Annotated in this window: 15 protein-coding genes; 5 read left to right on the forward strand and 10 right to left on the reverse strand. The window is 55.8% G+C overall.

Going from position 1 to position 24,924, the window contains the following annotated elements:
• The 4 genes from B3Z17_RS05015 to B3Z17_RS05030 all read right to left on the reverse strand — a co-directional run.
• On the reverse strand, positions 1-2,749 hold a 2,749-nt coding region (locus B3Z17_RS05015; RefSeq protein WP_286828822.1), incomplete at its 3' end, for a beta strand repeat-containing protein.
• Positions 2,750-3,078: 329 nt separating this feature from the next.
• Positions 3,079-7,107, reverse strand: coding sequence for a hybrid sensor histidine kinase/response regulator transcription factor (locus tag B3Z17_RS05020; protein ID WP_286828823.1), 4,029 nt, complete (start codon positions 7,105-7,107; stop codon positions 3,079-3,081).
• A 13-nt stretch (positions 7,108-7,120) separates the two neighbouring features.
• Positions 7,121-10,045 (reverse strand): hypothetical protein, encoded by a 2,925-nt coding sequence (locus B3Z17_RS05025; RefSeq protein WP_286828824.1) that lies wholly within the window; start codon positions 10,043-10,045, stop codon positions 7,121-7,123.
• A 71-nt stretch (positions 10,046-10,116) separates the two neighbouring features.
• Entirely contained in the window at positions 10,117-10,824 is a 708-nt protein-coding gene (locus B3Z17_RS05030) for a hypothetical protein (protein ID WP_286828825.1), read from the reverse strand.
• 611 nt (positions 10,825-11,435) lie between these two features.
• Between B3Z17_RS05030 and B3Z17_RS05035 the strand changes: the two genes are divergently transcribed.
• The 3 genes from B3Z17_RS05035 (at position 11,436) to B3Z17_RS05045 (ending at position 19,326) form a co-directional block, all read left to right on the forward strand.
• Complete coding sequence (locus B3Z17_RS05035) at positions 11,436-13,487, forward strand: TonB-dependent receptor plug domain-containing protein (protein WP_286828826.1); 2,052 nt, start codon at positions 11,436-11,438, stop codon at positions 13,485-13,487.
• Between the two features lie 719 nt (positions 13,488-14,206).
• Entirely contained in the window at positions 14,207-17,410 is a 3,204-nt protein-coding gene (locus B3Z17_RS05040) for a beta strand repeat-containing protein (RefSeq protein ID WP_286828827.1), read from the forward strand.
• Positions 17,411-17,544: 134 nt separating this feature from the next.
• On the forward strand, positions 17,545-19,326 hold the full coding sequence (locus B3Z17_RS05045) for an SLC13 family permease (RefSeq protein WP_286828828.1): 1,782 nt from the start codon (positions 17,545-17,547) through the stop codon (positions 19,324-19,326).
• A gap of 67 nt (positions 19,327-19,393) precedes the next feature.
• Here B3Z17_RS05045 and hflC read toward each other — a convergent pair whose 3' ends face one another.
• From hflC to B3Z17_RS05065, 4 genes are all read right to left on the reverse strand, one after another.
• Positions 19,394-20,374 carry a protease modulator HflC gene (hflC, locus tag B3Z17_RS05050; RefSeq protein ID WP_286828829.1) on the reverse strand — a complete coding sequence of 327 codons (981 nt, stop codon included), beginning with the start codon at positions 20,372-20,374 and terminating at the stop codon, positions 19,394-19,396.
• Positions 20,374-21,453 (reverse strand): FtsH protease activity modulator HflK, encoded by a 1,080-nt coding sequence (gene hflK, locus B3Z17_RS05055; RefSeq protein WP_286828830.1) that lies wholly within the window; start codon positions 21,451-21,453, stop codon positions 20,374-20,376. The genes hflC and hflK overlap by 1 nt, the downstream gene beginning before the upstream one ends.
• A gap of 15 nt (positions 21,454-21,468) precedes the next feature.
• Entirely contained in the window at positions 21,469-22,002 is a 534-nt protein-coding gene (locus B3Z17_RS05060) for a YSC84-related protein (RefSeq protein WP_349680294.1), read from the reverse strand.
• A gap of 179 nt (positions 22,003-22,181) precedes the next feature.
• A complete protein-coding gene (locus tag B3Z17_RS05065) occupies positions 22,182-22,553 on the reverse strand; it encodes a hypothetical protein (protein WP_286828833.1) in 372 nt (123 codons plus the stop codon).
• A gap of 518 nt (positions 22,554-23,071) precedes the next feature.
• On the opposite strand from B3Z17_RS05065, the gene B3Z17_RS05070 reads away from it, so the two are divergent.
• Both B3Z17_RS05070 and B3Z17_RS19600 read left to right on the forward strand, forming a co-directional pair.
• Entirely contained in the window at positions 23,072-23,458 is a 387-nt protein-coding gene (locus B3Z17_RS05070; RefSeq protein WP_286828834.1) for a PRC-barrel domain-containing protein, read from the forward strand.
• Positions 23,459-23,581: 123 nt separating this feature from the next.
• A complete protein-coding gene (locus B3Z17_RS19600; protein WP_349680292.1) occupies positions 23,582-23,740 on the forward strand; it encodes a DUF3309 domain-containing protein in 159 nt (52 codons plus the stop codon).
• 62 nt (positions 23,741-23,802) lie between these two features.
• Here the strand turns inward: B3Z17_RS19600 and B3Z17_RS05075 are convergent, their stop codons facing one another.
• Both B3Z17_RS05075 and dps read right to left on the reverse strand, forming a co-directional pair.
• On the reverse strand, positions 23,803-24,366 hold the full coding sequence (locus tag B3Z17_RS05075; RefSeq protein WP_286828835.1) for a hypothetical protein: 564 nt from the start codon (positions 24,364-24,366) through the stop codon (positions 23,803-23,805).
• On the reverse strand, positions 24,363-24,842 hold the full coding sequence (gene dps / locus B3Z17_RS05080; protein ID WP_286828836.1) for a DNA starvation/stationary phase protection protein Dps: 480 nt from the start codon (positions 24,840-24,842) through the stop codon (positions 24,363-24,365). The genes B3Z17_RS05075 and dps overlap by 4 nt, the downstream gene beginning before the upstream one ends.
• Positions 24,843-24,924: the final 82 nt, after the last annotated feature.

The raw sequence follows: 24,924 nt of genomic DNA on the forward strand, positions 1-24,924 counted from the left end.
CGTCATTGATCGCTGCGATATTCAGGGTCGTGGTGCCGACCAGAATATCCTGCCCACCGCCTGCGCCTGTATTGCCGCCATCATTGATTACCACGGTCAGCGTCGCCGATGTGTCGTCATTCTCAGCGCTCTGGTACTGCACGCTGCCGCTTTCATTGAGGTAGGCGTTGAGTTCGGATGCCGAGCCCGTCAGGGTGATTTGTGCCGTGTCCGTGTCACCCACGATCACTCCGCCTGAGTCACCTGCTATCAAGACGCCGCTGTCCACCGTCAGGGTGAGTGTGATGTCCTGGGCGCCTGCGTCCACATCGGTGATCGCAATTGGCGAGAGGTCAAGATCGCTGACTTCGTCTTCCGTTACATCGAGATCCGCAGGCAAGCCCGTGACCACGGGATCATCGTTCGTCGGTGATAGTGTCACATCGATCAGGCCAACTTCAACCGCCGTGCCGCCACCGGTGCCGGTGTTACCATTGTCATTCAGGTAAACACGGATCGTGTCGCCGCTGTCTTCACCGTTGTTGAGATACTGGATATTGGACGGTGTCGCCAGATAGCTCTGCAGGTTGTCGATCGTCCCTGTTACGGAGGAACCGGAGACCGTGACATCTGCCCCATCACTAAGGGTAAGCCCTCCTTCACCCAGCACGTCAAACGACAGGGTGAGTTCGGCACCGTTGGCATCCACATCAGCCAAAACCACACCCGACATATCGACGCTGATGGACTGACCTTCCGCGCCGCTGACGAAAACGTCATCAACGCCGGTGGCTGTTGGATCGTCATTGATCGCTGCGATATTTAGGGTTGTGGTGCCGACGACCACATCCGTGCCGCCACCGTAACCCGTGTTACCACCATCATTGGCGACGATGGTCAAAGTCGTGGATGTGTCGTCATTCTCCGCGCTGGTATACTGAATGCTGGATGAGGTATTCAAATAGGTGTCGAGGTTGGATACTGTACCCGTCAGGGTGATTTGTGCTGTCCCGCTGTCAGCAACTGTAACGCCGCCCGTGTCGCTGGCTGCAAGGGTCCCCGCCTCCACTGCCAAACTCAGGGTGATCACGTTCGATCCGCTGTCCGGATCCGAGAAGGTTGCAGCAGACAGATCGATATTGCTGGCAACATCCTCCGTAACATCGATACTCGTGGGCAGGTCGGACATGGATGGATCGTCATTCGCCGGCACAACCAAAATTGTTCCGCTTGCAGAGCTAGCAGCTCCCGCATTGTCTGCGACGGTAACCGTTATCTCGCGAGTGGCAGTCTCTTGCCCTGATGTAGGGTCATCACTGGTATTCTGATATGCCAACGACTGCACAACTTCGCGAACGATGCCTTCCGTTGCGTTACCGTTGAATGTTATCTCCAGAACATCCGTTCCTGATACAGTGCCGCCAGAATGGCTGATATCACCAATATCAACACCATTTGCGAGAATATTGGTGCCGGAAACGGTGATGGTAACCGAACTGCCATCTGTGTCGGAAAAGGAAAGAACGTCCGATATGCCCGCTGATCCGTCCAGCTGGGCAGTCAAGGTGCCACCATTCCACTCGTTCCCATCTGCATCCGACACTAATGAGGTACCCGAGGTTGTTATTGGAAGAGCGCCTTCAGTATAGGCAACATTAGTAGGGCTAAGGGCAATCTCCGGCGCAGTGTTCAAGTCGAAGCTGCTGATGCCGCTATCCGAGAAGGCCGACACATAAAGATGTTGCTCGCCACCAACGGAAGCTGCATCAATTCCCCAGACATTGTTCAGGTTGATTGTGCCGTTGTCAGACAAGGAATATGCTTGGGTCAAGCTACCATCATTGGCAACTTCATAAAGCTTAACAGTATTTGAGCTGGACCCTGATGCGGCCAGATAGGTCTGGCCGTTATATTCAAATACATCCATGCCTTTAATAGCGCTTAATACACTGGAGCCCGTGTTCGCGACGTTGGCAAGATTCCCGTTGCTATCAATTGAGAAAACGCTGATGCCATTGTCCGTGCTGCTACCCACAAACACATAGCCAGTCCCATTCACGGTCGCCGTTGTGATGGCCGAAGCACCTGTCAGGTTCATGCTGCCGCTGTCTGAAATCGTTTCTGTATGCGTGAGGGTGCCGTCAGAATTAATTTTAAAGGCACTGATGCCGTTGTCGTCATATCCGGCACCAATGACATAACTGTTGCTACCTACTGTTATGGTTTCAAGAGACCGCACATCGGCAAGTGCCAGCGTGCCATCATCGTCGGCATTCCCTGTGTGGGTCAGTGTGCCATCTGTAGCAACGGAGAACACGCTGATGCCGTTGTCATCCGCACCCGCGACAGTCAGATAGGTCGTGCCGCCGACGACAGCTGTAGCCAAACTCTGGGCGCCATTCAGGTTGACAGTGCCACTGTCAGCAATGTTGGCGACATTCGTCAGCGACCCGTCGGTGCCCATCGAGAAAACGCTGACGCCGTCGTCAATTGATCCCGCTGCAAAGACATATGTGGTCCCGCCTACATCCGCAACTGCCAGATCCCTGCCGCCTGAAAGCTGGAAGGGACCGCTGTCGGCTACGTTGAATACATTGGTCAGGGACCCATCGGCATTGGCTTCAAAAACACTGATCCCCTCCAGCGTCCCCATAGCAAGCAGGTAGCTGGTGCCCCCCACCTCAACCATCTTCACGGCCACAGCCTTATCCAGCATCAGTGTGCCATTGTCGGTCACATTCGCTTCGTTAGTAAGTGATACGGTCGGCATGTCTTCTTCCTCGCTCTTCGCGCTTTCGGCACCGCCGTTTCGCGCAACTTCAACCAGCCGCCCAGGTTGATGGTGCGGCAATGAACTCCGGCCTGTGTAGCGAGAAAAAACGGGAGAAATGCAGGGAAAACCACCCCATGTCCCCACTGGACACGAGCATGTCCCACACCGATAAAGACAGCTGTTCCCGAGGGTCTATCCGGGAGCCGAATACGTTGGGAAATCACCGCCCGCCTGTTGATTCGGTGGCGCCAGAAAAGCGAAATGCCGCCCTCAAATGAGGACGGCATCGCGATTGGTTTCCTTATGGGAAGAGAAGCCCGAGGGCGTCACTCCTTTTTGCCGCCCCCCCTGAAGCTCGAGGGCGCTTTGCCAAAATGCTGTTTAAACTGTTTGGAGAAACTGGATGGGCTTTCAAAGCCCACCGCGTAAGCAATCTGCGATACGGTATCTGCATTCTGCTCCAGCATCGCTTTGGCACGCTCGAGGCGCCTGTGGCGCATCAAATCACTTGGCGACAGGTCAAGAAGGGCACCTGTTTTGCGCAAAAGCTGCCGCCGGCTGAGACCGACCTCTTTTGCTAGTTCGTTCACACCAAATTCGCTGTCCGCAATGTGATCATCGATCAGGCCAACCATCTTCTGCAGGAACCGGTCGTCTGCCGTCTCAATCGGCATTCTGTCGGCTTCAAGCATGCTGTTGCGCTTATAGTGGGATTTCAGCTTTTCCTGCTGCACCATGCGGTTCCTGACCCTGAGATGCAGTTCCTTGGTGCTGAAAGGTTTCGACAGATAATCGTCGGCGCCGCATTCAAGCCCCTCGATCCGCTGCTGCCCTTCCGCCTGAGCCGTCAGCATGATAACCGGAACATGGGATGTGGAGAGGTTCGCCTTCAGCTCCCGGCACAGCTCCTTGCCATCCATCTTGGGCATGGTGATGTCACTGATGATGATTGCAGGTGGTTCGGTGCGGGCAACTTCAAGCGCGTCCAGGCCATTGTCGACCGCGATCACCTGAAATAGGCCGCTAAAGCTGTCCGCCAGATAATTGCGCAGGTCGGTATTGTCTTCCGCTATCAGCAGCACGGGCAAATCGGTGGCGCCGTCCACAATTTCTGGATCGAAGGCTTCATGGGGTGCCAGTACGTCGATATCTAACTGTCTCGCTTTACCTAAAGATCTGGCGCCCGCATCTGTGTCAACAAGCTGCGTCGCGGCAAAATGGCCATAGCCTTTTTTGAGCGCCACAGTGAAGATGCAGCCTTCGCCCGCCTGGCTTTCAACCGTCAATTTGCCGCCATGCAGTACGACGATTTCCTTGGCAAGCGATAAGCCAACCCCAGTACCCACGTAAGACTGGTTCTCATAGGTCTTCGCCTGATAGAAGCGGTCGAAAACAAAGTCGATTTCGTTCGCCGGAATGCCGGGCCCCATGTCACGGAACTCGATGAAGACCTCGTCGTCCGAATGATACTGCTTCACCCAGACACTGCCATAATCCGGCGAGAATTTGAGGGCGTTCGATAGCAGATTGTCAAAGACTTTGCGCAGTTGCTCGGCATCACAATAGATCTCGTCATCAATCGCCTGCGTCTGGTTGATGATGGTTACCGTACGGCTCGTCGCCAAAGGCATAAAGGCAGATACCGACTCTGAAATCAGCGGCAGGAGTTTTTCGCGGCGCACTTCGAGCTTGATGTCGGTCGATTCCATTTTTGCCAGTTCAAGCAACTGATTGATGAAATAGAGAAGCCGCCGGGCATTCCGGTGCATGATCTTGAACGTTGACCGCATGGACGAACTGAGCGGCCCATACCGGCCATCCAGCATATCTTCAATCGGCCCCAGGTTCAGCGTAAGTGGCGTTCTGAATTCATGCGACAGATTGGTGAAGAAACGTGACTTCATCTCGTTCTGCAGTGCCAGATGTTCATTTTTCTCCGACAATTCCCGAGTTTTGGCGGCGACTTGGGCACTCAGTTCAAGATTCCGGCGGCGGAGTTGCCTTGACCGCCACTGGGATACCACCCAGACCAACACGGCCAGGAGAAGGAAATAGGCTGCTATCGCCCACTTGGTTTGATACCAGAAAGGCGGCACGGAGAAGTGAAAGCGAGACACCGGGCCCACCTGGCCAAGACCATCAATCGCGCGCACTTCATAGACATAAGATCCAGTCGGCAGATTCTCATACCGTCGTTCCGCAACCCGGGTCTCAGGCTCCCATCTGCCGCCGTTGCCCACCAGCCTGTGCTGGTAATGGACCTTTGCGCCGGTATCAGCGCCAGGGGCCGCAACCTTGAAGGTGACGCACCGACATTCAAGGCTCGTCTCTTTTGCTTGCAAGGACAGGGCACGGTCCTCGGCCTGGGCCTCGCGAAAGACAGCGGCTGGCGCACCGGGTAACCGAAGCTTTGTCACATCACGGGGTATTTCAATCCGCATGAGCGTGTCAAATCCCCCCAGCCAGATCACGTCGTTCGCCTGATCGGCTTCCGGGTACATCACATGAAGGTTTGGGAAATAATTGTCCGGCAACAGAAACGGCAACCATTTGTTCCCATTCACGGAAGGGATAACCCGGACCAGCCGCCAATCGTTGGCATCAGGTTTGGCCTGCACGGCGTATGACGGAGCGAAGGGTGCGCCTGTGAGCCCCATCAATCGATTTCGGGGTTCAGGCAGGATGGACTCTATGTAGCTTTGCTTGAAACTATGGGTTGCCTTATCAAAAATGAATGCGCCGCCCTTCTCCGGCGCAAACACAAGGGATTCGCCGTGGCTGAAGAAACGAATCTTGGCGCCAAAATCCTGTACGAGGTCAAAGCGGTCCACATGCGGCTTCTGTTCTGGCCCGTTAGCGAACGAAAGCCGAAAGACCCGGCCGCTGTTGCCTGAAAGCCAGAGATGGCCTTCCGCGTCTTCAGCGATCGTGGAAATAAATTCGTCTATACCGTCAAGTCGGTCATGCACAATGTCCCACGTTGCGCGCGCCTTGTCATGCTTGAGGACAGCCAACCCATGGCGATACAGCCCGACGAAAACAATGTCCGGGTTTTTCGGCGAAGCATAAAGTTCATACGGCAGATCGCTCAGCTGAATCGACTGAACCTGCTGAAGCTTGGCGTTAAAGACGGAGATGCCTTGGGCGTGCGAGATCAGGAGCCTATCTGCCGTTGTCGCCATAGAACTGGTCTGCACCTGCAGGTCTGGCAGGCGTTTGAATTTTGCTTCACCGAGACCGGGGTTCTCCGGAAGATAAAACGCGCCTTCGGACGTGGAGACAAAGATGCGCCCCTCGAACCGCAGGATCGCATTCATATAGCCAAAAAGTCCCTGTTCCCTGGAAAAACTGGTCCAGTGGGCATCATGCCCGGTAGGGATGACCACCCGGCTTACGCCCAGACTTGAGGCAACCCACAGCTGGCCGTTTTTATCCAGTGACAGGTTGGTCACATTATTGTCCAGCAGCCCCTCGTCTGCCGAAATCTCTGATGTCACGCCACCTTCGGCGCTAACGAAAACTAGGCCGTTGCTGCGCGTTGCAATGATGTGCCCGGACGGAACAGACAGCATGCGCTTGATCCGACGACCACTGAACAGCTTCCTTGTGGAATCCGAGAATGGTGCGAGCTCTCCTTCAAGAAAGCGCACCAACCCATTATCGGTTGTTGGAACGATCAGGCCGCCATCCATTGCCCGCGCGATACCCTCTTCCACCCGAATGTTTTTGAAGGCGTCTCCACCTGGGACCAGTGTCAGCTCATTGTCAGAAAACCGAAGCAGGCCTGCGCCCATTTCATAGACATAAATGTCATCACCGACCACCTGGACATTATAGAAGCGGCCCTCGTCTGAAAGCGTTTTCCATTTGGCCAATGATGATCCGTCGTACCGGAACAGATATTTGTTGGAGGTGAAAAAGATAGCGTTGCTGGTCGACGTAATCGACCAGATGGGATCAGGGAAAGGCACCTCGACACCCAGGTCCTCAAACAGCGACCGGTAAACGGCCACGCCGTTTTCCTCGACCCGGATATAACCGAAATCCGCTTCTTTTCCGACATAGACGCGCCTGTCATCCCCAAGATGGACAGAGGTCGTCAGCAAACTGCCGCCAGAGACCCGGCGCCATTCAATGCCGTCAAATTCAAACAATCCGGCCTGACTGGCGAAATATTTGATACCCCGGGCATCTTCGCCCACATCCCAAATCTGGAAGGCTGAGTTATCTATCTCGCGCCAGGTATAGTTGGTTATAGGCCAACGCCCCAGTTCTGCCTGCCCGGCGAACGCAGCAACCATACCGGCCTGAAAAATCAGGAACCCCGTGATAATTTTTACGAACCAATGAAACATGCTTTTTGTCGATCTAGTTCCTGAAAAGTTTCACATAGAGAAACAGCTCATTCCCGGAGCGCCCCTCCTTGTCCCATGCCCGGGCCAAGCCAAGGGATATTGTGGCATCCATAACATGGATGTTCTTAAGATATCCATTAAGCTGCACGCCAATATTCCGCGTCCAGGCATTTGCGCCGCTGAAGCGACTATATAGCTGCTGATGGAAAAGCGTGACATCCACTGTCTTGAGGAAGGCAGGCCCCAAGTCCCAACCCACATCGACCGCTGGGAAGCGGTTCTCGACCGTCAGTTTGGCAAACCTGTCTGCCACCTGCACCTGGTTGGCGAACCCCGGGAATTGCTCTTGCTGGCGATAGCGCCTGTTGCTGGCTTCTTCAAGGTAGGGCTTGCCGAAGCCGCCAAAATAGAAGCGCCCCTCGCCGATAAAATCCCCCCAGCTCACCCCCGCATCGAGCTTGATAGCCAGGACATTGTGCGGCGTACCCACGGGCGTTCGCCACCCGGCCCCGGCCTTCACCCAGCTACTGTGTACAGAAAAGTCGTCAGTGCGACGCGTGTGCTTGATCTCAGCGTCCCACTCCAATCCCTTTTCAAAGTCGACCGCACCAATGGTTTTGCGCAACATCTTGCCCGCAAACCGGGTCCCCATGCTCAGCGTCTTCTCGTTGCTGGTTGCGCCGAAATCATCAAAACGCCACTGGTTCCAGCTGGCGAAATATTGCTGCGTCACCTCATGCGGACGGTCGAAGACCCAGTATTTTTTATAGCTGGCATGAAGGTTGTTGTTGGCGCGCCTGACATTGCGCTGGTTGGCCAGGTCATAGAAGCTTGTGGGCTGGTGCCGGAAACCAAACTGAAGGATATCGCGGTATTCATAGCCGGCATCCAGGTGCCAGTTGCCGGCCACGTCCGTGACAGACGAAAGACCCGCATCAACGAATACCCGGTGATGCCCGAGCGGGTCACGCATCTCGAAGAAGGCGCCGACCGCCGTTTGCCCCGCGAAGGAGGCGACAGTGGGGATAAGCGTCGTCTTTTGCAGGCTCGCAAGGCCGTCATAGGACACTGGGTCCGGGAGGCCTGGCTCGTCGCTCGTGTCCAGTGTCAAAGCCTTGAGCTCGGTATTCTTTTCAATGACATCCTGCCCCCGAAACCGGATCGCCGCCAGCCCGGCAACCGTCTTGTTGGGCACAATGACCGGTACAAAACCGTCGCTTGAATATTCAAAGGCAAACAAGCGACCATCCCCAAGGTCAAGGGGCCGGAAAAGCCCTGTCGGCACATTGCTGACGGCCTCGAAATCAGGGTCCGACAGCTTCCGCCGATAGATGTTGGAAACCCCGTTCAGCGTGGCGTTCCAGAAAACGGTTTCACCGTCCTGTCCCCATGCCCCAAACTCAGGCGAGCCTTGATCAACAAGGGTCGTATAGACAATACGGTCGCTTTCGCGCAGCACTTCAAGGTCAATAAGAACCAACGATTGCTGGCCCCGGTTGTCGCGCAGGGTTGCCAACAGGCGCCGCCCGTCGGGGCTGACAGCCAAATGCGAAAGCTGCGTGCCGAAGGGCAGGCCCACGGTTTGCGTGATCTTGTCGAACGGGGCGGCCATCGCCACCAGCGCCGCTACCGCCCCCCGCGCCTGAACGCCCCAAAGCATGTCGTGGGTCGGGTCAAAGGCGAGCTCGCCAACGCGCCCGTCGGTGATCAGGCGTTTCTTGCCGTCTCTGTCCGACATCCACAGGTCTCGATATCCCATATTGTTGTGTGTGGTAAAAAACAGGCGCCCGCCCAAGACGTCATAGGCCGTCGAGGCCACGCGCACAAAGCCTGGGGTTGGCAGGCTGACAACACTTTCCAGATCGCCGGATGCCAAATTCAGCCTTTCAATCGCAGCGAAAGCATCGGGTCGGAAGCTTGCGAACAGGATATCGCCATCGGCCAAATGAGGTTTTCCAACCCATCCCATCGGGCCGGAAAGTGCCTTTCGGTCACTGAATGGGTAAGTCTCAAGTCGCGCGAGATTGTCATGCTGGTGGATTGTTTCAGATTGCTGAAAATTTTGCCACGCCCCATCAAGAGACATACCGAAAGCGCGCCTGAACCGGGTCCCGAACGAAGGATAGCCGCCATGCTCTTCACCGATGATGGTGAAGCGCCTCAGCGCATCCCAGCCATATTCTGTCGCCAGATAAGCCATGAACCGCCCGCCATAAAGGTACGCCGTCGACCCCAGAAGGAAGCTGCCGTCATTGTCATCAACCTTGCGGTGGTCAAGGAAGCCGGACGGTGTGCCGGTTCCGGCCTCCCACGCCAGGCTGCGGAAATACATTTCGTCATAGCTGCCCAGCAGTCGGCCATGGCCGCCGCCGAACCAGGTTTCCATGAAAACCGCAATGCCTTCCTGATACCAGTTGGGTGTGAAGCGGCCCGGGTTGGTCAGCAACGAAAATGGCAGCGTCAGCGGGCTTTGCTTCTGAGGCATGACCTTGCCGAAGATGCGACGGAACCGCTTGTGCAACAATGACCCCTGGTCGGAGACGGCAATATGCACCAGTTCGTGGCTCAGCATCCAGACAATCGGGTCGGCGAAACGGATGGTTTCATAGTCCGCCTGGGCAAAAGGCGCGATATCGATGGTGACGGTGTTGTGCGGTAGGGCAGTGGCGCGCGCGGCGCCCACATCCCGGTAATCACGCAACACCACCGTGATCACCTCAGACGGGCGATAGTCAAACAGCCGCTCTAGGCTGTCGAGCGTTGCATTGGCAGCCGCATCAACCTGCGGCACAAGGCCCACATTTGCGCCTTGAAACAGATAGCGAAACCGGCCAGTCTCGATCTGCTGCCAGTCGGCGGCACGGGCCGGGAACATGGCGGAAAGCACAGCCATGAGGGCGATAACAACCAGCCTCACGTGTCGCCAACCAACGGCCATGCGCCTTACTCCATACAGTCTTCCGAAAAAGGAAAGCAGGGAGGAAAAACCTCCCTGCCCGACATCAGAACCTAGACGTTACCGATCTGGCCGCCCAGCTCGCGGACTTCGGCTGCGCCCATCACGCCCATGGACGTGCCAAGCTCTTTCACTTCGGCGGCACCAATTTGCCCAACGTCAAAACCGCCCAGCTCACGCACTTCTGTAGCGCCCATCACACCCATGGACGTGCCAAGCTCTCTCACTTCAGCCGCACCGATGGAATTGATGTTGCCACCCAGCTCTCGTACTTCTGCAGCACCCATCACGCCCAGGGACGTGCCAAGCTCTTTCACTTCAGCGGCGCCCATAAGGCCCATGGAAGAGCCAAGCTCTTTCACCTCAGCAGCGCCGATGGCATCAATGTTGCCGCCCAATTCGCGGACTTCGGCAGTGCCAATAGAGTCGATGTTGCCGCCCAGCTCGCGCACTTCAGCAGCACCCATCACGCCCATGGACGAGCCAAGCTCTTTCACTTCGGCGGCACCAATTTGCCCAACTTCAAAACCGCCCAGCTCACGGACTTCCGCAGCACCAATATTGCCGATTTGACCGCCAAGCTCGCGCACTTCGGCGGCCGCCTCACGCGTTTCAGCAACTGGTGCGGATTGGATGGCAACAGCTGCAGTGCCGGGCTGGACATCAGCGCCATAACGCTCCGCTGTTTCAATCTGGCCAGCCTGCGCTGCTGCGGACATAACAACGGCCATGGCAGTTGCTGCAAAGAATGTCTTTTTCATGGATCAACCTTTCCTGTTTGCCGGCGCGCCTGCCCGAGCAGGGGTATGGTTCGCCAGCTTCCTCCCCGGGGCCTGGACCATCCAGGACGGGATAAGAAAGGATAGGATTAACTAGCGGAAATAGGCCATGGCCTGACGGGACATCCTTTGTTCCCGGTGGGACACGGCGCTGCAACAACATCCTATGAGATCAAAATTCGCGAAAAAGAAGTGTCGCGCAACCATCCCTCCGACCTTTGGACTGCCGCCTGAAAGGCTCTATCCCGACCAGAGGTGACACCTGCCCCAACAGACAACTACTACGGTCAAAGCCACTGTTTTCCTCTTCACCCAACATGTTCATCATGCGATTTCAGCGAATAAAACCAGGGGTACGGGACATCACTGTCCACCATGTCCCCCCGCGACACGAAGATGTCCCATGGGGCCATGGCCCAAAGCCATCCACCAACTGTATCCTCCGCGCCGACCCGGCCCTGAGGCCAGGTTTCAGGGAAGCAATGGGCTCGCAACTTCGGCAGGAAATCATGTCCCGCAAAACAATGAGACCTTTGCCGTCAGCCTTCAAAGGCCCTGACAATCAAAAACGATATAAGGAATAGGAGGACCATATGACATTGCATGCTCATGGCTCCGGCACGACAGTCAATTCAAAACGCAGTATCAATCTACGCTATCTTCTATGTGGGGCATCCGCACTGGCTTTTTGCGCCAGCACACAGGGGATCGCCACAGACGCCCGGGACCAGCCGATCGATGAGATCATCGTGGTTTCGGAACGCGGCGATACCGACCGCACTGAAATGAGCCGCGGCACAGAGTCCCTGCTGAAAACCGCCGGCAATTTCGGTGACCCATTGCAGGCCTTGACGTCCCTGCCCGGCATCACCTTCGGGGGTGGCGACATGGATGACCCGGTCGTTCGCGGCTCGGGCCCACAGGACAATCTCTATCTGATTGACGGAATGGAAGTCGGCTATCTGTTCCATGACCTGAGCGACAGCGTGATCACCGCCAACATAGTCCATTCCTTCGACCTCAAGGCTGCCGCCTTCGGGCCGGAATATGGCAATGCAACGGGCGGTGTGATCACCGTGGACCTGCGGAACCCAAATGGCGAACGCCTGCGCGGCAACCTGAACCTGAGCATGCTCAAATCCGGTTTCCTGCTGGAAGGGCCAATTGGTGACAATACAGCTTTCTATATCGGCGGTCGCTACAACACCGCGCATCTTTTCCTGACCCGGTTCGAGGAAAATGCCGGTGGCACCACCAGCAATATGCCGAAAAGCCATGACTATGCAGCCCGGGTAAAATGGACCGGCGATGGATCTTCCATCACGCTGACCGCCATCGGTGCCCACGATAGCCAGGAAGAAGAGCAGAATGAAGATGCGGTGTCCGACGTGCCGCTCGGCAACAAGAAAAAATACTATTATCACACTCAAGGTCTGAAATATGAGCGGGCATTCGAGAATGGAGGCACTCTGGAACTGACCCTGTCGCATACCCTGGACGATATACAATACGACTATGGCGATCAGCGGTATGAGGACCGCAGGAAGAACAGCACCCGCATCCGCTCACTATATCGCCAGGAATTCGGTGCGCATGACGTCAGTGTCGGCGTCAATTTCAGCCATGTCAAAGGCACCTATGACTATGACACCGTGCTGGCTTATTGCGACGATTTCCGCCCCAATTGTTCCTTTTCGGACGGTTTTCAAAAAAATACGCAAAAGGGCACATTCAAGGACAGCCAGGTCTTCCTGCGCGACAGCGTCAGCATCAATGACAGCCTGCAGCTTGACCTTGGCGTGCAACTCGCAAAAGATCACTATCTTGGCCAGGACTTTGTCGAACCCCGTCTCGGGCTGTATTGGGATGCCAGCGACACCAGTCAGTTCTACGCCCGCTATGGCAGGTATCACCAGCGCCCGGACATTGATCATATCCTCACATTGACCGACACACCAAAAGTGCAGAGGAACGAAACATCAAGCCATTTCCTTGTGGGGAACCGCTGGCAGTTTACCGATGGCTGGCACATGAAGGCAGAGGCCTACTATAAGGATGTCTACACCCTTCAATTCCCGACCACCTCGCTCGAAACCCAGCTTGACGGCACGGCTTATGGGGTCGACCTTCTGATTGCCAAGCTGGTCCAGGACAAAGGCCTCTATGGTTGGCTCGCCCTGAGTTACGGCAAGAGCACCCGGAAGGACCGGATCACCGGGTCAAAAATCGATTACCGCTACAATACGCCGCTGAGCGCAACTATCGCACTCAACTATAATTTTGGCAGCGGCTGGAACCTGGGCGCCAAGTTCCGTATCCAGAGCGGTGATCCTTACACGCCAGTCAACAGCGTAACCCTGCACCCGGACGATTATTACGTGTTCGAGTATGGCGAGACCAACAGCCGACGGACGCAGGCCTATCAACGCCTTGATGTCCGGCTGGAAAAACAGAGCAATTACTCGTTCGGCCATGTCACCTATTATGTCGACCTGTTGAATGTCCTTGGACGGGACAACAGCTCCAATCGCGACTATCCCCATAATCTGGTGATGCCAACGTCGGATGGCGGATGGCAGGCGAACCCCGCTGACGATTCAGGCATCCCCTTCTACGGGGCCATCGGCGTCAATATCGCCTTCTAGCATCCCATTGCATAGGCTGGGCCAACGGCCCAGCCGCCGTCCACCTAACGAGCCAGTACCACCGGGTATCTTGCATGCTTGCCACAACCCCTTTGATGAGCGAAGAACGGATTGAAGGAGCACTTCATTCCCAAGGCCAATAGCCCGAATCCTGTTTCACCGAAACTGTCACCTTTTGGCGAACTTGAGACGAAGAAAGCGTTTTCGCGAACGCCTGCTTTACCAACGTATGCGGACAATGGTTCACAGTTTATGTCAAAACTGTTTTTGACACGATCAGCGGACTTCTGACCGCAGCTACCGCTGAAAATCTAAGAACTTAAGTGTTGCCAAGTGATTGATATCTAATCATGCGGACTGACATCATTTGTGAGCTTCGACAACTCGTCATGTCAATTGTCGAGGTGTTGTCCCGTGTCGAGGGCCACTCTTCATGTCAATTTCGGCCACATTGACCTCCTCCCCATAATTATGGCCGCTCCCTGAGCTGCGGCGTTCTATTTCTGGGCCTGCCCCAATCTGTGCGTCATCGGGCACGCGGGACGCGGGTGAGCACAGCATTCCCATATGAGTAGATTCCGAGGCTACCTAGCCAGGCCGCCTAGGTTTAAAACACCTACTTAGACTGGGTGACACTGGCGATTGGAAAAAACATACATCGTCTGGTTCTGACTGCACTACCGCAGGCCGCTTGGTATCTTTAAAAGAAAGAATAAATCATGACGGACTTCACGTATGGTTCCGGCTCCTTCCTCAGCACGACATTCACTTCACCCGTAGCGGGGACGGATGATGTCATATCCGCTGAAAATTTGGCCGATTTCACCATCGACGGCAATGGCGGCCACGACAGCGTCACCACCGGCAACGGTAACGACAGCATCACCACCGGCACCGGCGACGACACGATCGTCGGCGGCGAAGGCAATAATACCGTAACCGCCGGCGACGGCACGAACGCCGTCACCACTGGTAGCGGTAACGACAGCGTCACCACCGGCAGCGGCAATGACGTGATTGTCGCCGGAGACGGCAACAATACCGTGAACGCAGGAGACGGCACGAACACCGTCACCACTGGCAGCGGCTTGGATACCATCACCACCGGAAGTGGCGCAGACAATATTGTTTCCGGCGCGGGCGACGATGTCGTCACTGCGGGCAGCGGAAATGACGTCATCGATTCCGGCGCAGACAACGACCTCGTCACCGCAGGTGACGGCAACGATCAGGTCACTGCCGGAGACGGTACCGACACAGTCATGGGCGGCGGCGGAGACGACACGCTCATGGGTGGTGCAGGGCTCAACATTCTTTCCGGCGGCTCAGGCGCAGATAAATTCGTCATTGATGCATTGTCGGACGATACTATCTCAGATTTTAGTGGCGCGGCCGGGGATGTCATTGACCTGAGCGCGTTTGCGACAATTACCTCCTTCGCAGACGTTTTGGCACTTGCAACCGAAGCCTCTGGCAGCATTACCATTGCCCTGCCCGGCAGTTCCAACCTGGTTTTGGTTGGCGTCGCAATTGCCGATCTAACAGCCTCTGACTTCGGATTTGCCAACAGCCCACCTGCTGTGACGGCGACCGGCAGCACTACAGCTTTCACGGAGGGTGACGGTGCCACGGCGATCGACAGCGCACTCACCGTTTCAGACGCCGACACCGCGACACTATCCTCAGCAACGGTTGCGATCACAGGCAACTTTGTTTCCGGCGAGGACATTCTGGCCTTTACCAATGATGGCAGCACGATGGGTAACATATCTGCCAGCTATGTGGCGGGCACAGGTATCCTGACACTGGCCTCCGCAGGCGCAAGCGCTACTGTTGCCGAGTGGCAGACGGCGCTGCGAGCCGTGACATACGCCAATGTATCTGAAGATCCATCGGCCACGGATCGCACTGTTAGCTTCATCGTCAACGACGGCACAAACAATAGTTCTGCAGACACGCAGACCATAAGTGTTGCCGCCATCAATGATCCCTCCACCCTTTCGGGTCTGGTGTTGGACATTGCGGCAACAGAAGACCTAGCCGGTAACCTTGACCTGTCAGCCAGCAGTTTTGCAGACGTGGACAGCGCAGGTGATATCACCGTCACACTCACGGCAGGCAGCGGCACGATGACAGCGACCGGTAGCGGCGGCGTCGCCATAACCGGTAGTGGAACCGACACCCTTGGGCTTGTGGGCACGGTGGATGAGATCAATAGCTACCTGGATACGGTCTCGCAGGTACAATATACCGGCGCAGCCAATGTGAACGGCAATGACGCAACGACAGTGGCCATTATCGCCAATGATGGCGATGGTTCAGGCAATGTGGCCCTCGGCACTGTGAACATTGACATCGCGGCAGTTAATGATGCCCCAACGGGCACTGGCAACACTGTAACCATGAATGAGGACGGTGCCCTTGCCCTGGCGGTGCTGGACTTCGGCTTCACTGATGTTGATAGCGGCGATACGTTGGCCTCAGTGCGCATTGACACCTTGACATTGACCAGCGGGTCGTTCCGTCTGTCCGGCTCCAACGTCAGTGCCTCAGATGTAATTTCAGTTGCCGACATAAGTGCTGGCAACCTGGTTTACACGCCTGCAGGCAATGCCAATGGTGATGGCTTGTTAAACCTGACCTTCAGCGTGAACGACGGCACTGTCTTTGCTGCGGCCCCCTCAAGCTTCACGGTCAATGTCACACCCGTATCGGACAATCGTGCACCCCGGGATCTCGCGCTCAGCAACCTGAGTGTCGATGAGGAAACCAATGGTGCCAGCGTTGGTACCGTATCGGCAACAGATCCTGAGGGTGGAACAATTACATTCCGGGCGTCCGACGACCGCTTCGAGATTGTTGACGGCACGCTCAAGCTCAAAGCTGGGCAAAGCCTTGATTTCGAAACCGAACCCACGGTGCTGATAGCGATCAGGGCAACTGACACTCAGGGCGTTTCCAGCAGCCAAAATTTCACTCTGCAGGTCAATGATCTCATTGAGCCAATTGTCGCAACCGGCACAGCAGGGAGCGATACGCTGGTCGGCGAAGGCGGCAATGACCAACTATCCGGTGCTGGCGGTGACGACTTGATCCAAGGGGCTGCAGGCAATGATATCTTACGCGGTGGTAACGGCAATGACCGGATATCGGGCGACGCAGACAATGACGTCCTATACGGCAATGCCGGGGATGATACGCTTGAAGGCAACAGCAACGATGACCTTTTGAACGGTGGCACCGGCAACGACCTGATTGTCGGCGGTGACGCCAACGATAGCGTCGACGACAGCAATTCAACCCCGGCAGGCAGTGACACCTTGATCGGCGGCGGCGGCAACGACCATATCGTCGGTGGATCCTACAACACGGATACCGGCGCAGCTGTTGGCACCGGCGGAGGTGAAAATCTGATCTGGGCGGGCGCCGGTAATGATACCGTGTCCGGCGATGACGCTGGTGATACCATTGGTGGCGGCGCGGGCAATGACGATATAGACGCTGGCGCTGGCAACGATTTGATATTTGGCAGCACCGGCAATGACACGATTAATGGTGGAGCCAACGACGATACGCTGTTTGGTGGTGAAGACGACGATATGGTCGATGGCGGCCTGGGTGATGACATTATCTGGGCAGGCGCCGGCGATGACACCTTGACCGGCGGCGCAGGTGCCGACCAGTTTATCTTCGGCGACATGAGCGGCAACGATACCGTGACCGATTTTGATGCCGGCGAGGATATTCTTGATCTTCAATATGCCTCCACGGACTTTGCGGCGCTGGCCGATGTGCAGGCCGCCTCTACAGAGACCACACAGAACGCCCAATCCGGTCTGTTGATCGACCTGGGGGACGGCGACTTCGTGTTCCTGATCGGCATGGGCATCAGCGACCTGACCACAGGCAATGTAACCATTTAACCAGGGCCTTGACCCCGCTGCTTGGGCCCGTCGTCCCGTTCTGGGATCGGGCCCGGCAGCTCGCTGCATCGAACCGATAGAGGCTAGCCGAAAGAAAGCTTTGCAGGATTGGCTGACCGTAGCTACTGTTCGGGATGTCCATTGATCAAATCGGTTTATTCGCAATTCTTGCTGGCGTCTTCCTGCTTTTTGCCTGGGGTCGATGGCGCTATGATGTCGTCGCTTTTTCTGCCCTGATGGCATGTGTCCTCTTAGGCATCATCCCCTCCGATCTTGCATTCGACGGTTTTGCACACCCCGCCGTTATTACTGTTGCCGCAGTTCTGGTGATCAGTCGGGGGTTGGCCGCTTCGGGGGCCATTGACCGCATCGCGCATATCGTTGTTCCCCCCTTACATAACCTGGCAATGCAAATTGGCATTATGTCGGGGTTTGCCGCCGCGATTTCTGCCGTGATGAACAATGTCGCGGCGCTTGCACTCTTGATGCCCGCCACGATGGAAAGCGCCAAAAAATCCGGCAGATCACCCGCCCTCTTGCTTATGCCGCTCTCCTTCGGCTCCATCCTAGGCGGTTTGGTCACGCTGATCGGAACGCCGCCCAACATTGTCATCGGCAATTATCGGCAGGATGCCCTTGGCGCGCCCTTTTCCATGTTCGATTTTGCGCCGGTCGGCCTGGCCGTCGCCGCCGTTGGCGTGGCCTACCTCGCCCTTTTTGGCTGGCGCCTTCTGCCCAAGGAACGCCTGGCAAAGTCCGCGCCTGATGAATTGTTCAATATTAACGATTATGTTGCGGAAGTCCTTGTGCCCGAAAAATCAGACGCCGTTGACATGCGGATATCAGAGCTGGAGGACATCGCCGACGCAAGTGACCTCAGAATTGCAGGGATCATTCGCAATCACAAAAGAATCCTGAGGACCACAAAGGCAACCATCATACAGAAAAAGGATATTCTTCTTTTGGAAGCCGGCCCGAAGGAGCTGGACGTTTTTGCACACAAACTCGGTCTTGAGATTAAGGGCGACGTCAACAAGGACCGCAGTATCTTTGCATCAGAAGACGTGGTTCTTGTTGAGGCGGTCGTGTCAGTAGACAGCCGTATTGTTGGCAGGGAAACCAATGCCCTGCGCCTAAAGTCTCGCTACGGCCTCAATCTGCTGGGCGTTTCACGGCAAGGAAAAGCTATCCGCAAGCGATTGCACAAGGTTATCTTTCAGTCAGGTGATGTTCTTTTGCTGCAGGGCGACAGCGACAGCATCTTCGAAACTCTTCAGCGCCTGAAGATGCTTCCATTGGCCGAACGCGGGTTTCAGATGGGCAAACGCAGTCAGGCCTGGATTGCTTCAGGCCTTCTTGCAGGGGCCGTCGCAATGGCTGCAATGGGCATTGCAGGGCTTACCATATCCTTGGCTCTCGCAGCGCTTGGCATGGTTTTATTCTCCATCGTGCCCCTGCGTGATTTGTATGAATCCATTGACTGGCCTGTGATTGTCCTTGTTGCAGCGATGATCCCGATCGGGGGTGCCCTGGAAACCACGGGTGCTACCGCGCTGATCACGGAAGGCATTCTGAACATTTCGGCGGGCCATTCGCCTGTCCTGGTTCTGGGGTTGCTTTTTGTCGTCACCATGACGCTGTCGGACCTTATGAACAATGTTGCCACGGCGGTGATGATGGCACCTATCGGGGTTGGGCTGGCTCGCGCCCTTGAGGCCAATCCAGACAGTTTCCTGATGGCAGTCGCGGTGGGGGCATCATGCGCCTTCCTGACGCCCATCGGCCACAAGAACAATGCATTGGTCATGGGCCCGGGCGGCTATCAGTTTGGCGACTATTGGCGCGTCGGATTGCCCCTTGAGATTTTGATTGTGATTGTCGCGCTACCCATGATTTTGTGGGTATGGCCACTTTAAGCTCAGCATGCGCGTGGCACCATTGGCTGCCCGAAGGCGGCATTCAGCTGTCTTCTTCCGACAGTGTCTAACGTTTTGCCGGCAGCGGAACTTCCATGGCCTTGAGGAACTTGAACAGCTCACTATCCGTGGACAGGATCAACGTCGTATCCTTGCCAACCACCGCTTTGTAGGACTGCAGCGTGCGGGTAAACTCATAGAAGCGGACGGCCTGCGGCGACTGATTATAGGCCCGGGTATAGATTTCAGCCGCGGCCGCGTCGGCAAGGCCCCGAATTTCCGCTACCTGCTTGTAGGCTTCGGACTGAATCTTATCCAGGTCGCGCACCCTGTTGCCGCGAATTCTGGCAGCCTCGCCATTACCCTCAGACAGGAAGCGCTCCGCGATCTGGCGCCGCTCGCTGACCATCCGGTCATAGATTTTAGGCCGGACGCTTTCGTTATAATTGATGCGCTTGAACCGGATATCCAGAAGCTCGATCCCGAACACCCGCACCTTTTCTGCAGCCGCGGAGAACAGCTCCCGCTCCACGAGCGCCCTGCCTTTCTGGATGGGCACAAGGGCACCAATATCCTGCTCGCGTTCAGCATCCGTCAACAGAGCATCCCTGAGCGGAACCCGGGCTTTTGTCGTACGGATAATCTCGATCAACTCGTGTTTTGCAACCGCGTTCCGGGTTTCACTGCCCAGGATATCGTCAAGGCGCGACTGGGCGCTGCGTTCATCCCTCAGGCGCAGGAAATATTGAAGCGGATCTACAATGCGCCACCTGGCGTACAGATCGACCGAGATATAGAGCTTGTCCTTGGTTGGCATATCCGATGGGTTGCCGTCCCATTCCAGCACCCTTCGGTCGATGGAATTCACCTCCTGAATGAAGGGAATTTTCAATTTCAAGCCAGCTTTTGTAACCGGCTCGCCAACCGGCTTACCAAACTGGGTGATGATGATTTGTTCCACTTCGCCCACAGTGTAGAAGGAATTCGAAATTCCGGTCGCCAGCACGGTGAACAGAAAAAGCAGGGCGATTTTGACTGAAAGGGACATTATTGTTCTCCCGCTTTGCCGTCGAGGTTCAGGAGCGGCAGGATGCTCTGAGCCTCAGCATCAATGATGATTTTGGACCGGATACCCGGCAGCACGTCTTCAAGGGCTTCGATATAGAGCCTGCGGCGTGTCACCTCAGGCGCCAGCTGATACTGCACCAGCAGCGCTTCGAACCGTGCGGCATCGCCTTCCGCCTCATTGATCCGCTTCAACCGGTACCCATCCGCCTCCCTTATCCGCTGGTCCTTCTCGCCCTCGGCCAACGGGATGACCTTGTTATAGTCACGCCGGGCCTCGTTGATCAGCTTCTCTTTTTCCTGCTGGGCCTGGTTTACTTCATTGAAGGATTCCTGAACCGGCCTAGGCGGATTGATATTTTTCAGTTGAACCTGATCGATGCTCAGCCCCATGACGTATTTGGTCGACAGTTCCTGCATCTTTACCAATGCCTCGTTTTCGATCTCCTGTCGGCCGATCGTAATCACTTCATCGACGGTCCGGTCCCCCACAACCTCCCGCATCACGGATTCCGAGACGTAGCGGAGGGTCTGCCTGGGTTCACGAACTTCGAAAAGGAACTTTACCGGGTCGGAAACCCTGTATTGCACCACCCATTCGACGAGGGCGGCATTCAGGTCACCGGTCACCATCTGTGTCTCCCGCTGCATGTCACGGGTTTGCGGGCTTTGATAAGCATCGCGGGCACCAGGTGTGGCAAAGCCGAATTCCTGTTTGAGCTGGCGCTTCACTGGAACAAGATTGGCGTTATCGATGCCAAGCGGCAGCTTCATATGAAGCCCGGGCGGTACTTGCTTAAGGTATTTACCGAAGCGCTGCACCACAGCGACAGAATCGCTGGGCACCGTATAGACCGAGGACCAGAGCGTGAAGGCCACTGCTAATCCAAGCATTGGCCACAGGTATTTCCCAAAGTTCCCACGCGGCAGAATTTCCCGCAGGCCATCCTGCAGTTGGCGGACAAAGTCATCCTTGTCGATCCGGGGAGGCTTCATTCCACGCCAAGGGTTGGGCCTGTCGCCAGAACCATTATTGCCGTCGTTATCATTACCTGAGGCCATGTATTGGCTCCTTCTTTATCGTTTGATCTTGGTGATCTTTGTGCCTTCTATGCTGACACTGGCCATCAGGCCCTGCTGGCTGAAAATGAAGGCATAGGCCTCGTCCTGAAGGGACGAACTGGTCAGGTTCTTGGCGGCACCTTCGTCGACCACAACAATCGTCGGGCCGACACCGATCTCCCAGCCATTTGAGTTGGCAACATAGTCAACGGCGTCTGGCGTCATCAGGAATACGACGTAGGAAAAGGACTGGGCACCGATCTGGAACCCCCAGGATGCGGAAACCGAATTATAATAATCATCCACCGCTGAGCCTTTGAGCAGAACCCCTTCGCCATAAGCACCGCCAAACACTAGGCCAGCCTGAACGATATTGGGGAAGACCAGAATGGCCGAGGCCTTTTGGCGCATTTCCGAGGCCAACTGATGGGTCTTGGACAAGGTTTCCAGTGCCTGAATGGCGTCGCGGTCAAGGTCGGCTGCGGTTGCGGCGAAAGCCCGGCCGGTAAAACCAATGGTCAGCAGTAGAAACAGACAGGCAAGCGCCATAAAAACCTGTTTCGTGCGCGGCGGCTGCTTCATTTGCAACACAGGGGTGCGCCAATCTTGCCTGGCGGAAGCGGTATAGCTCGGTACCATTTTCTGGTCCTCCTTGGGGTGAAACGTTACCAACCTCGCGCTTCTCATGAAGAACAAGGAATTGAATAGGGCCGACCGGTCTGGCTTTCCTAGCTTTCTGGAGCCGGGGGGAGCATGCCTTCGTTTTCGGCACGTTCTAGCGCGACTTGGTCAAGCGCCTTCCTTCTGGCCTGCCGCAGCCGTCTCACTTTGGCGGCACGACGGGTATTCCGGTCCTTCGCAAGGGCGTGCCACAGTTCCTGCGGCGCAAAGCTCAGGCTTTCCGAAGACCCCCGCGGGGACAGGCTTGGCGGCAGATACAAGGTTACCTGCTTTCGCAGGAACGCTTGAAACGACAGGCCACTGATCGGCTCCTCGTCAATATCGACCCTATAGCTGCCCGCAGGAAGTTTTGGCCCATAGCCAGGCAGCACAAAGGGGTAAATAAAGTGCACCGTTTGTTGAATCGTCCTACGGGTCATGGAGCTCTCGCATTCCTTCGCCGGGCACAAGGGTGTGTGGAAAGATACCCTTGTGCCCTTTGACGCTGGCTACGCTTTTTTGGGCTGGCCCGGTTTCCCAGACGTTCCAACGGCAGCTTTCTCCGCCGACTTCACTTGATGCTCATCAGCCTTGGGGGTGCCTGCGGATATTTTGGTGTCTGAATTGGGCTTATTTTTCATTTTAAGTATCTTTCTGTTTGCCTGGATGAAATTCCAGAGCGTCAGTATAACGGGCCAAGCCGCCGCCTTGCAGGATCGGAAACTACTCAGGCCGCTAGCGTTTGACGCGCTTTTGCAATCAAACAGCAGGTTTACCGTGTGCTCGGAAGGTGAGACTGCGGCCAGTGACAGGGTGCGTAGTTTCCGAACCTGTCGCGAAGGCCTGTTTGCAGTGCATGATGCAAGTTCAGGGCTTTTGCCTTCAATCGCACTGCTATGACCAGAATGGTCCTCAAGCGACGTCACGAAGCAAATAGCGCTCTGGAACAGGAGCTAAAATGTCACATTCCTTAAGAATACTCGCCGGTGCCGGCGTTATCACCGCCGCATTGAGCACTCCAACATGGTCACAGATGATGCCGGAACCGCTTCAGGTCAGTGTTGACCAGAAGCAATTGGCTTCTGGAGACCGCACGTCAAAAACCATTGGGCGTTCTGTGGCCAATGAGAAAGGTGACGTGATCGGCACCATTGATGATTTGATTATCACGTCACTTGAAAGAGAGCTGTTCGCGGTATTGTCGATTGGCGGCTTCATGGGCATGGGAACAACCTATGTCGCGGTTCCTTACAGCCAGTTCACCGTGAAAGACCACAAAATGATATTGAACGGCGCGACCAAAAAGTCGCTCCAGGAACTCCCCGAGTTCGAATATAGCGGCTGAACCCTGCAAACTCGCGGGGAACATTTCCTCCCGATGGTTTCCCGCCATTTTTTTGAACCTCTGCCTCAAACCCAACTCAGGTCGCTCCCTTGATCGACCGCCGAACACACAAGGACCTCAGCCATGACGTTTGGTACAATTCTCCTCATAATCTTGCTGCTGATGCTTGTCGGTGTGCTGCCAAGGTGGCCCCACAGCCGCAGTTGGGGTTATTACCCCAGTGGCTTGTTGACCATCTTGATTGTGGTGCTAATCATCATGGCGTTTCAGGGTGCGCTATAGTCGTACGGACGCCAGCACAAGCGGTGCGGTGCTGCACGGCCCAACCATCACAGGGCTTAGGCTCAATGACCCCAGTAAAATACGAGCCCCATCATCAGGACATAAAAGAAAACCATCGCAATGGTCGCTTGGCTGTGCTTCGGGCTGGATCGGGTTTTCCTGCCGCGCCGAATGGGCAGATGCGGCAGCAGGTTGATCAACCGCTCAGCCGTTATGCGAGGATCCAGGCCAGTTCCCGTGTCAGCGGGTAAGGTATCAATCAAGGAAAGTACTCTTGGCATCGCGCTCTCAAGCTGCAGACGGTCCAGCCGTGCTGCCTCCTGCCAGGGATCGATATCCTGACGCGCAAGCGCCGTGAGAACGCTGATCGGAAGGCCATTTAGGTCCCTGCCGATGGACGCATACAAAAATGCATCGAATGCAGTATTCAGAGACGAGATATAGGGTGAGGATGTCATGTCGATTACCTTTCTTGGGTGCTGCACACTGTGCCTAAACAGCCGCCGCGTGTCCTGGTGGGATTCTGTCCTTCCCTGGCCGCGAATTAATGCCCGTTTTTGGCTCGCATGCACCGAACAGCAACACGGCTCCAAGTGCCCGAATGGAAGGGCTGTCTTGCCGTTCATTTGGGCACCTCATTCGATTCCACCTGCCAGAGTTGATGGTCAATATTGCGGGATATCTCGGTCAAGAGGTCCGCCGTGTTGATATCCCCAAAAGCGGCTGCTCTGTCACTGGCCTCATGTGCAGCCTGACAGTAAATCGACAAGACGTCAGAGACGGCAGCAACGTGCTTCTGGCTATCAGCGATACCCAGCGGATATTGCGGCAGAAAGGATTTCTTCACGGCAGCTTGAACAGTGCCTTCCGCAGTGCCCCCTATACTTCCGGCACGTTCAGCCATGCGGTTCGCAAAGCCGTCGACTTCCCTGGCAATCTGGTCAAACAACCTATGCAGTTCAACAAAGCCGGGCCCCCGAACATTCCAGTGCGCTTGTCTCATTTGACCGTGCAAATCAATGGATGCCGCCAGATATTGGTTCAACAACTCGATCGATTGGATACGAATTCCTTCTGACAGCAAATTCCGCGTTCGCTGCATTCTATGTCTCCAAAAATGGGGGTGCGAGCATGTTTAGGTGTGAAGGCAGAGTATACCCTTGGGCTCTCATTCCGTGCAGGAT

The sequence above is a fragment of the Kordiimonas sp. UBA4487 genome, from assembly GCF_002389025.1.
Taxonomy (GTDB): Bacteria; Pseudomonadota; Alphaproteobacteria; order Sphingomonadales; family Kordiimonadaceae; genus Kordiimonas; species Kordiimonas lacus.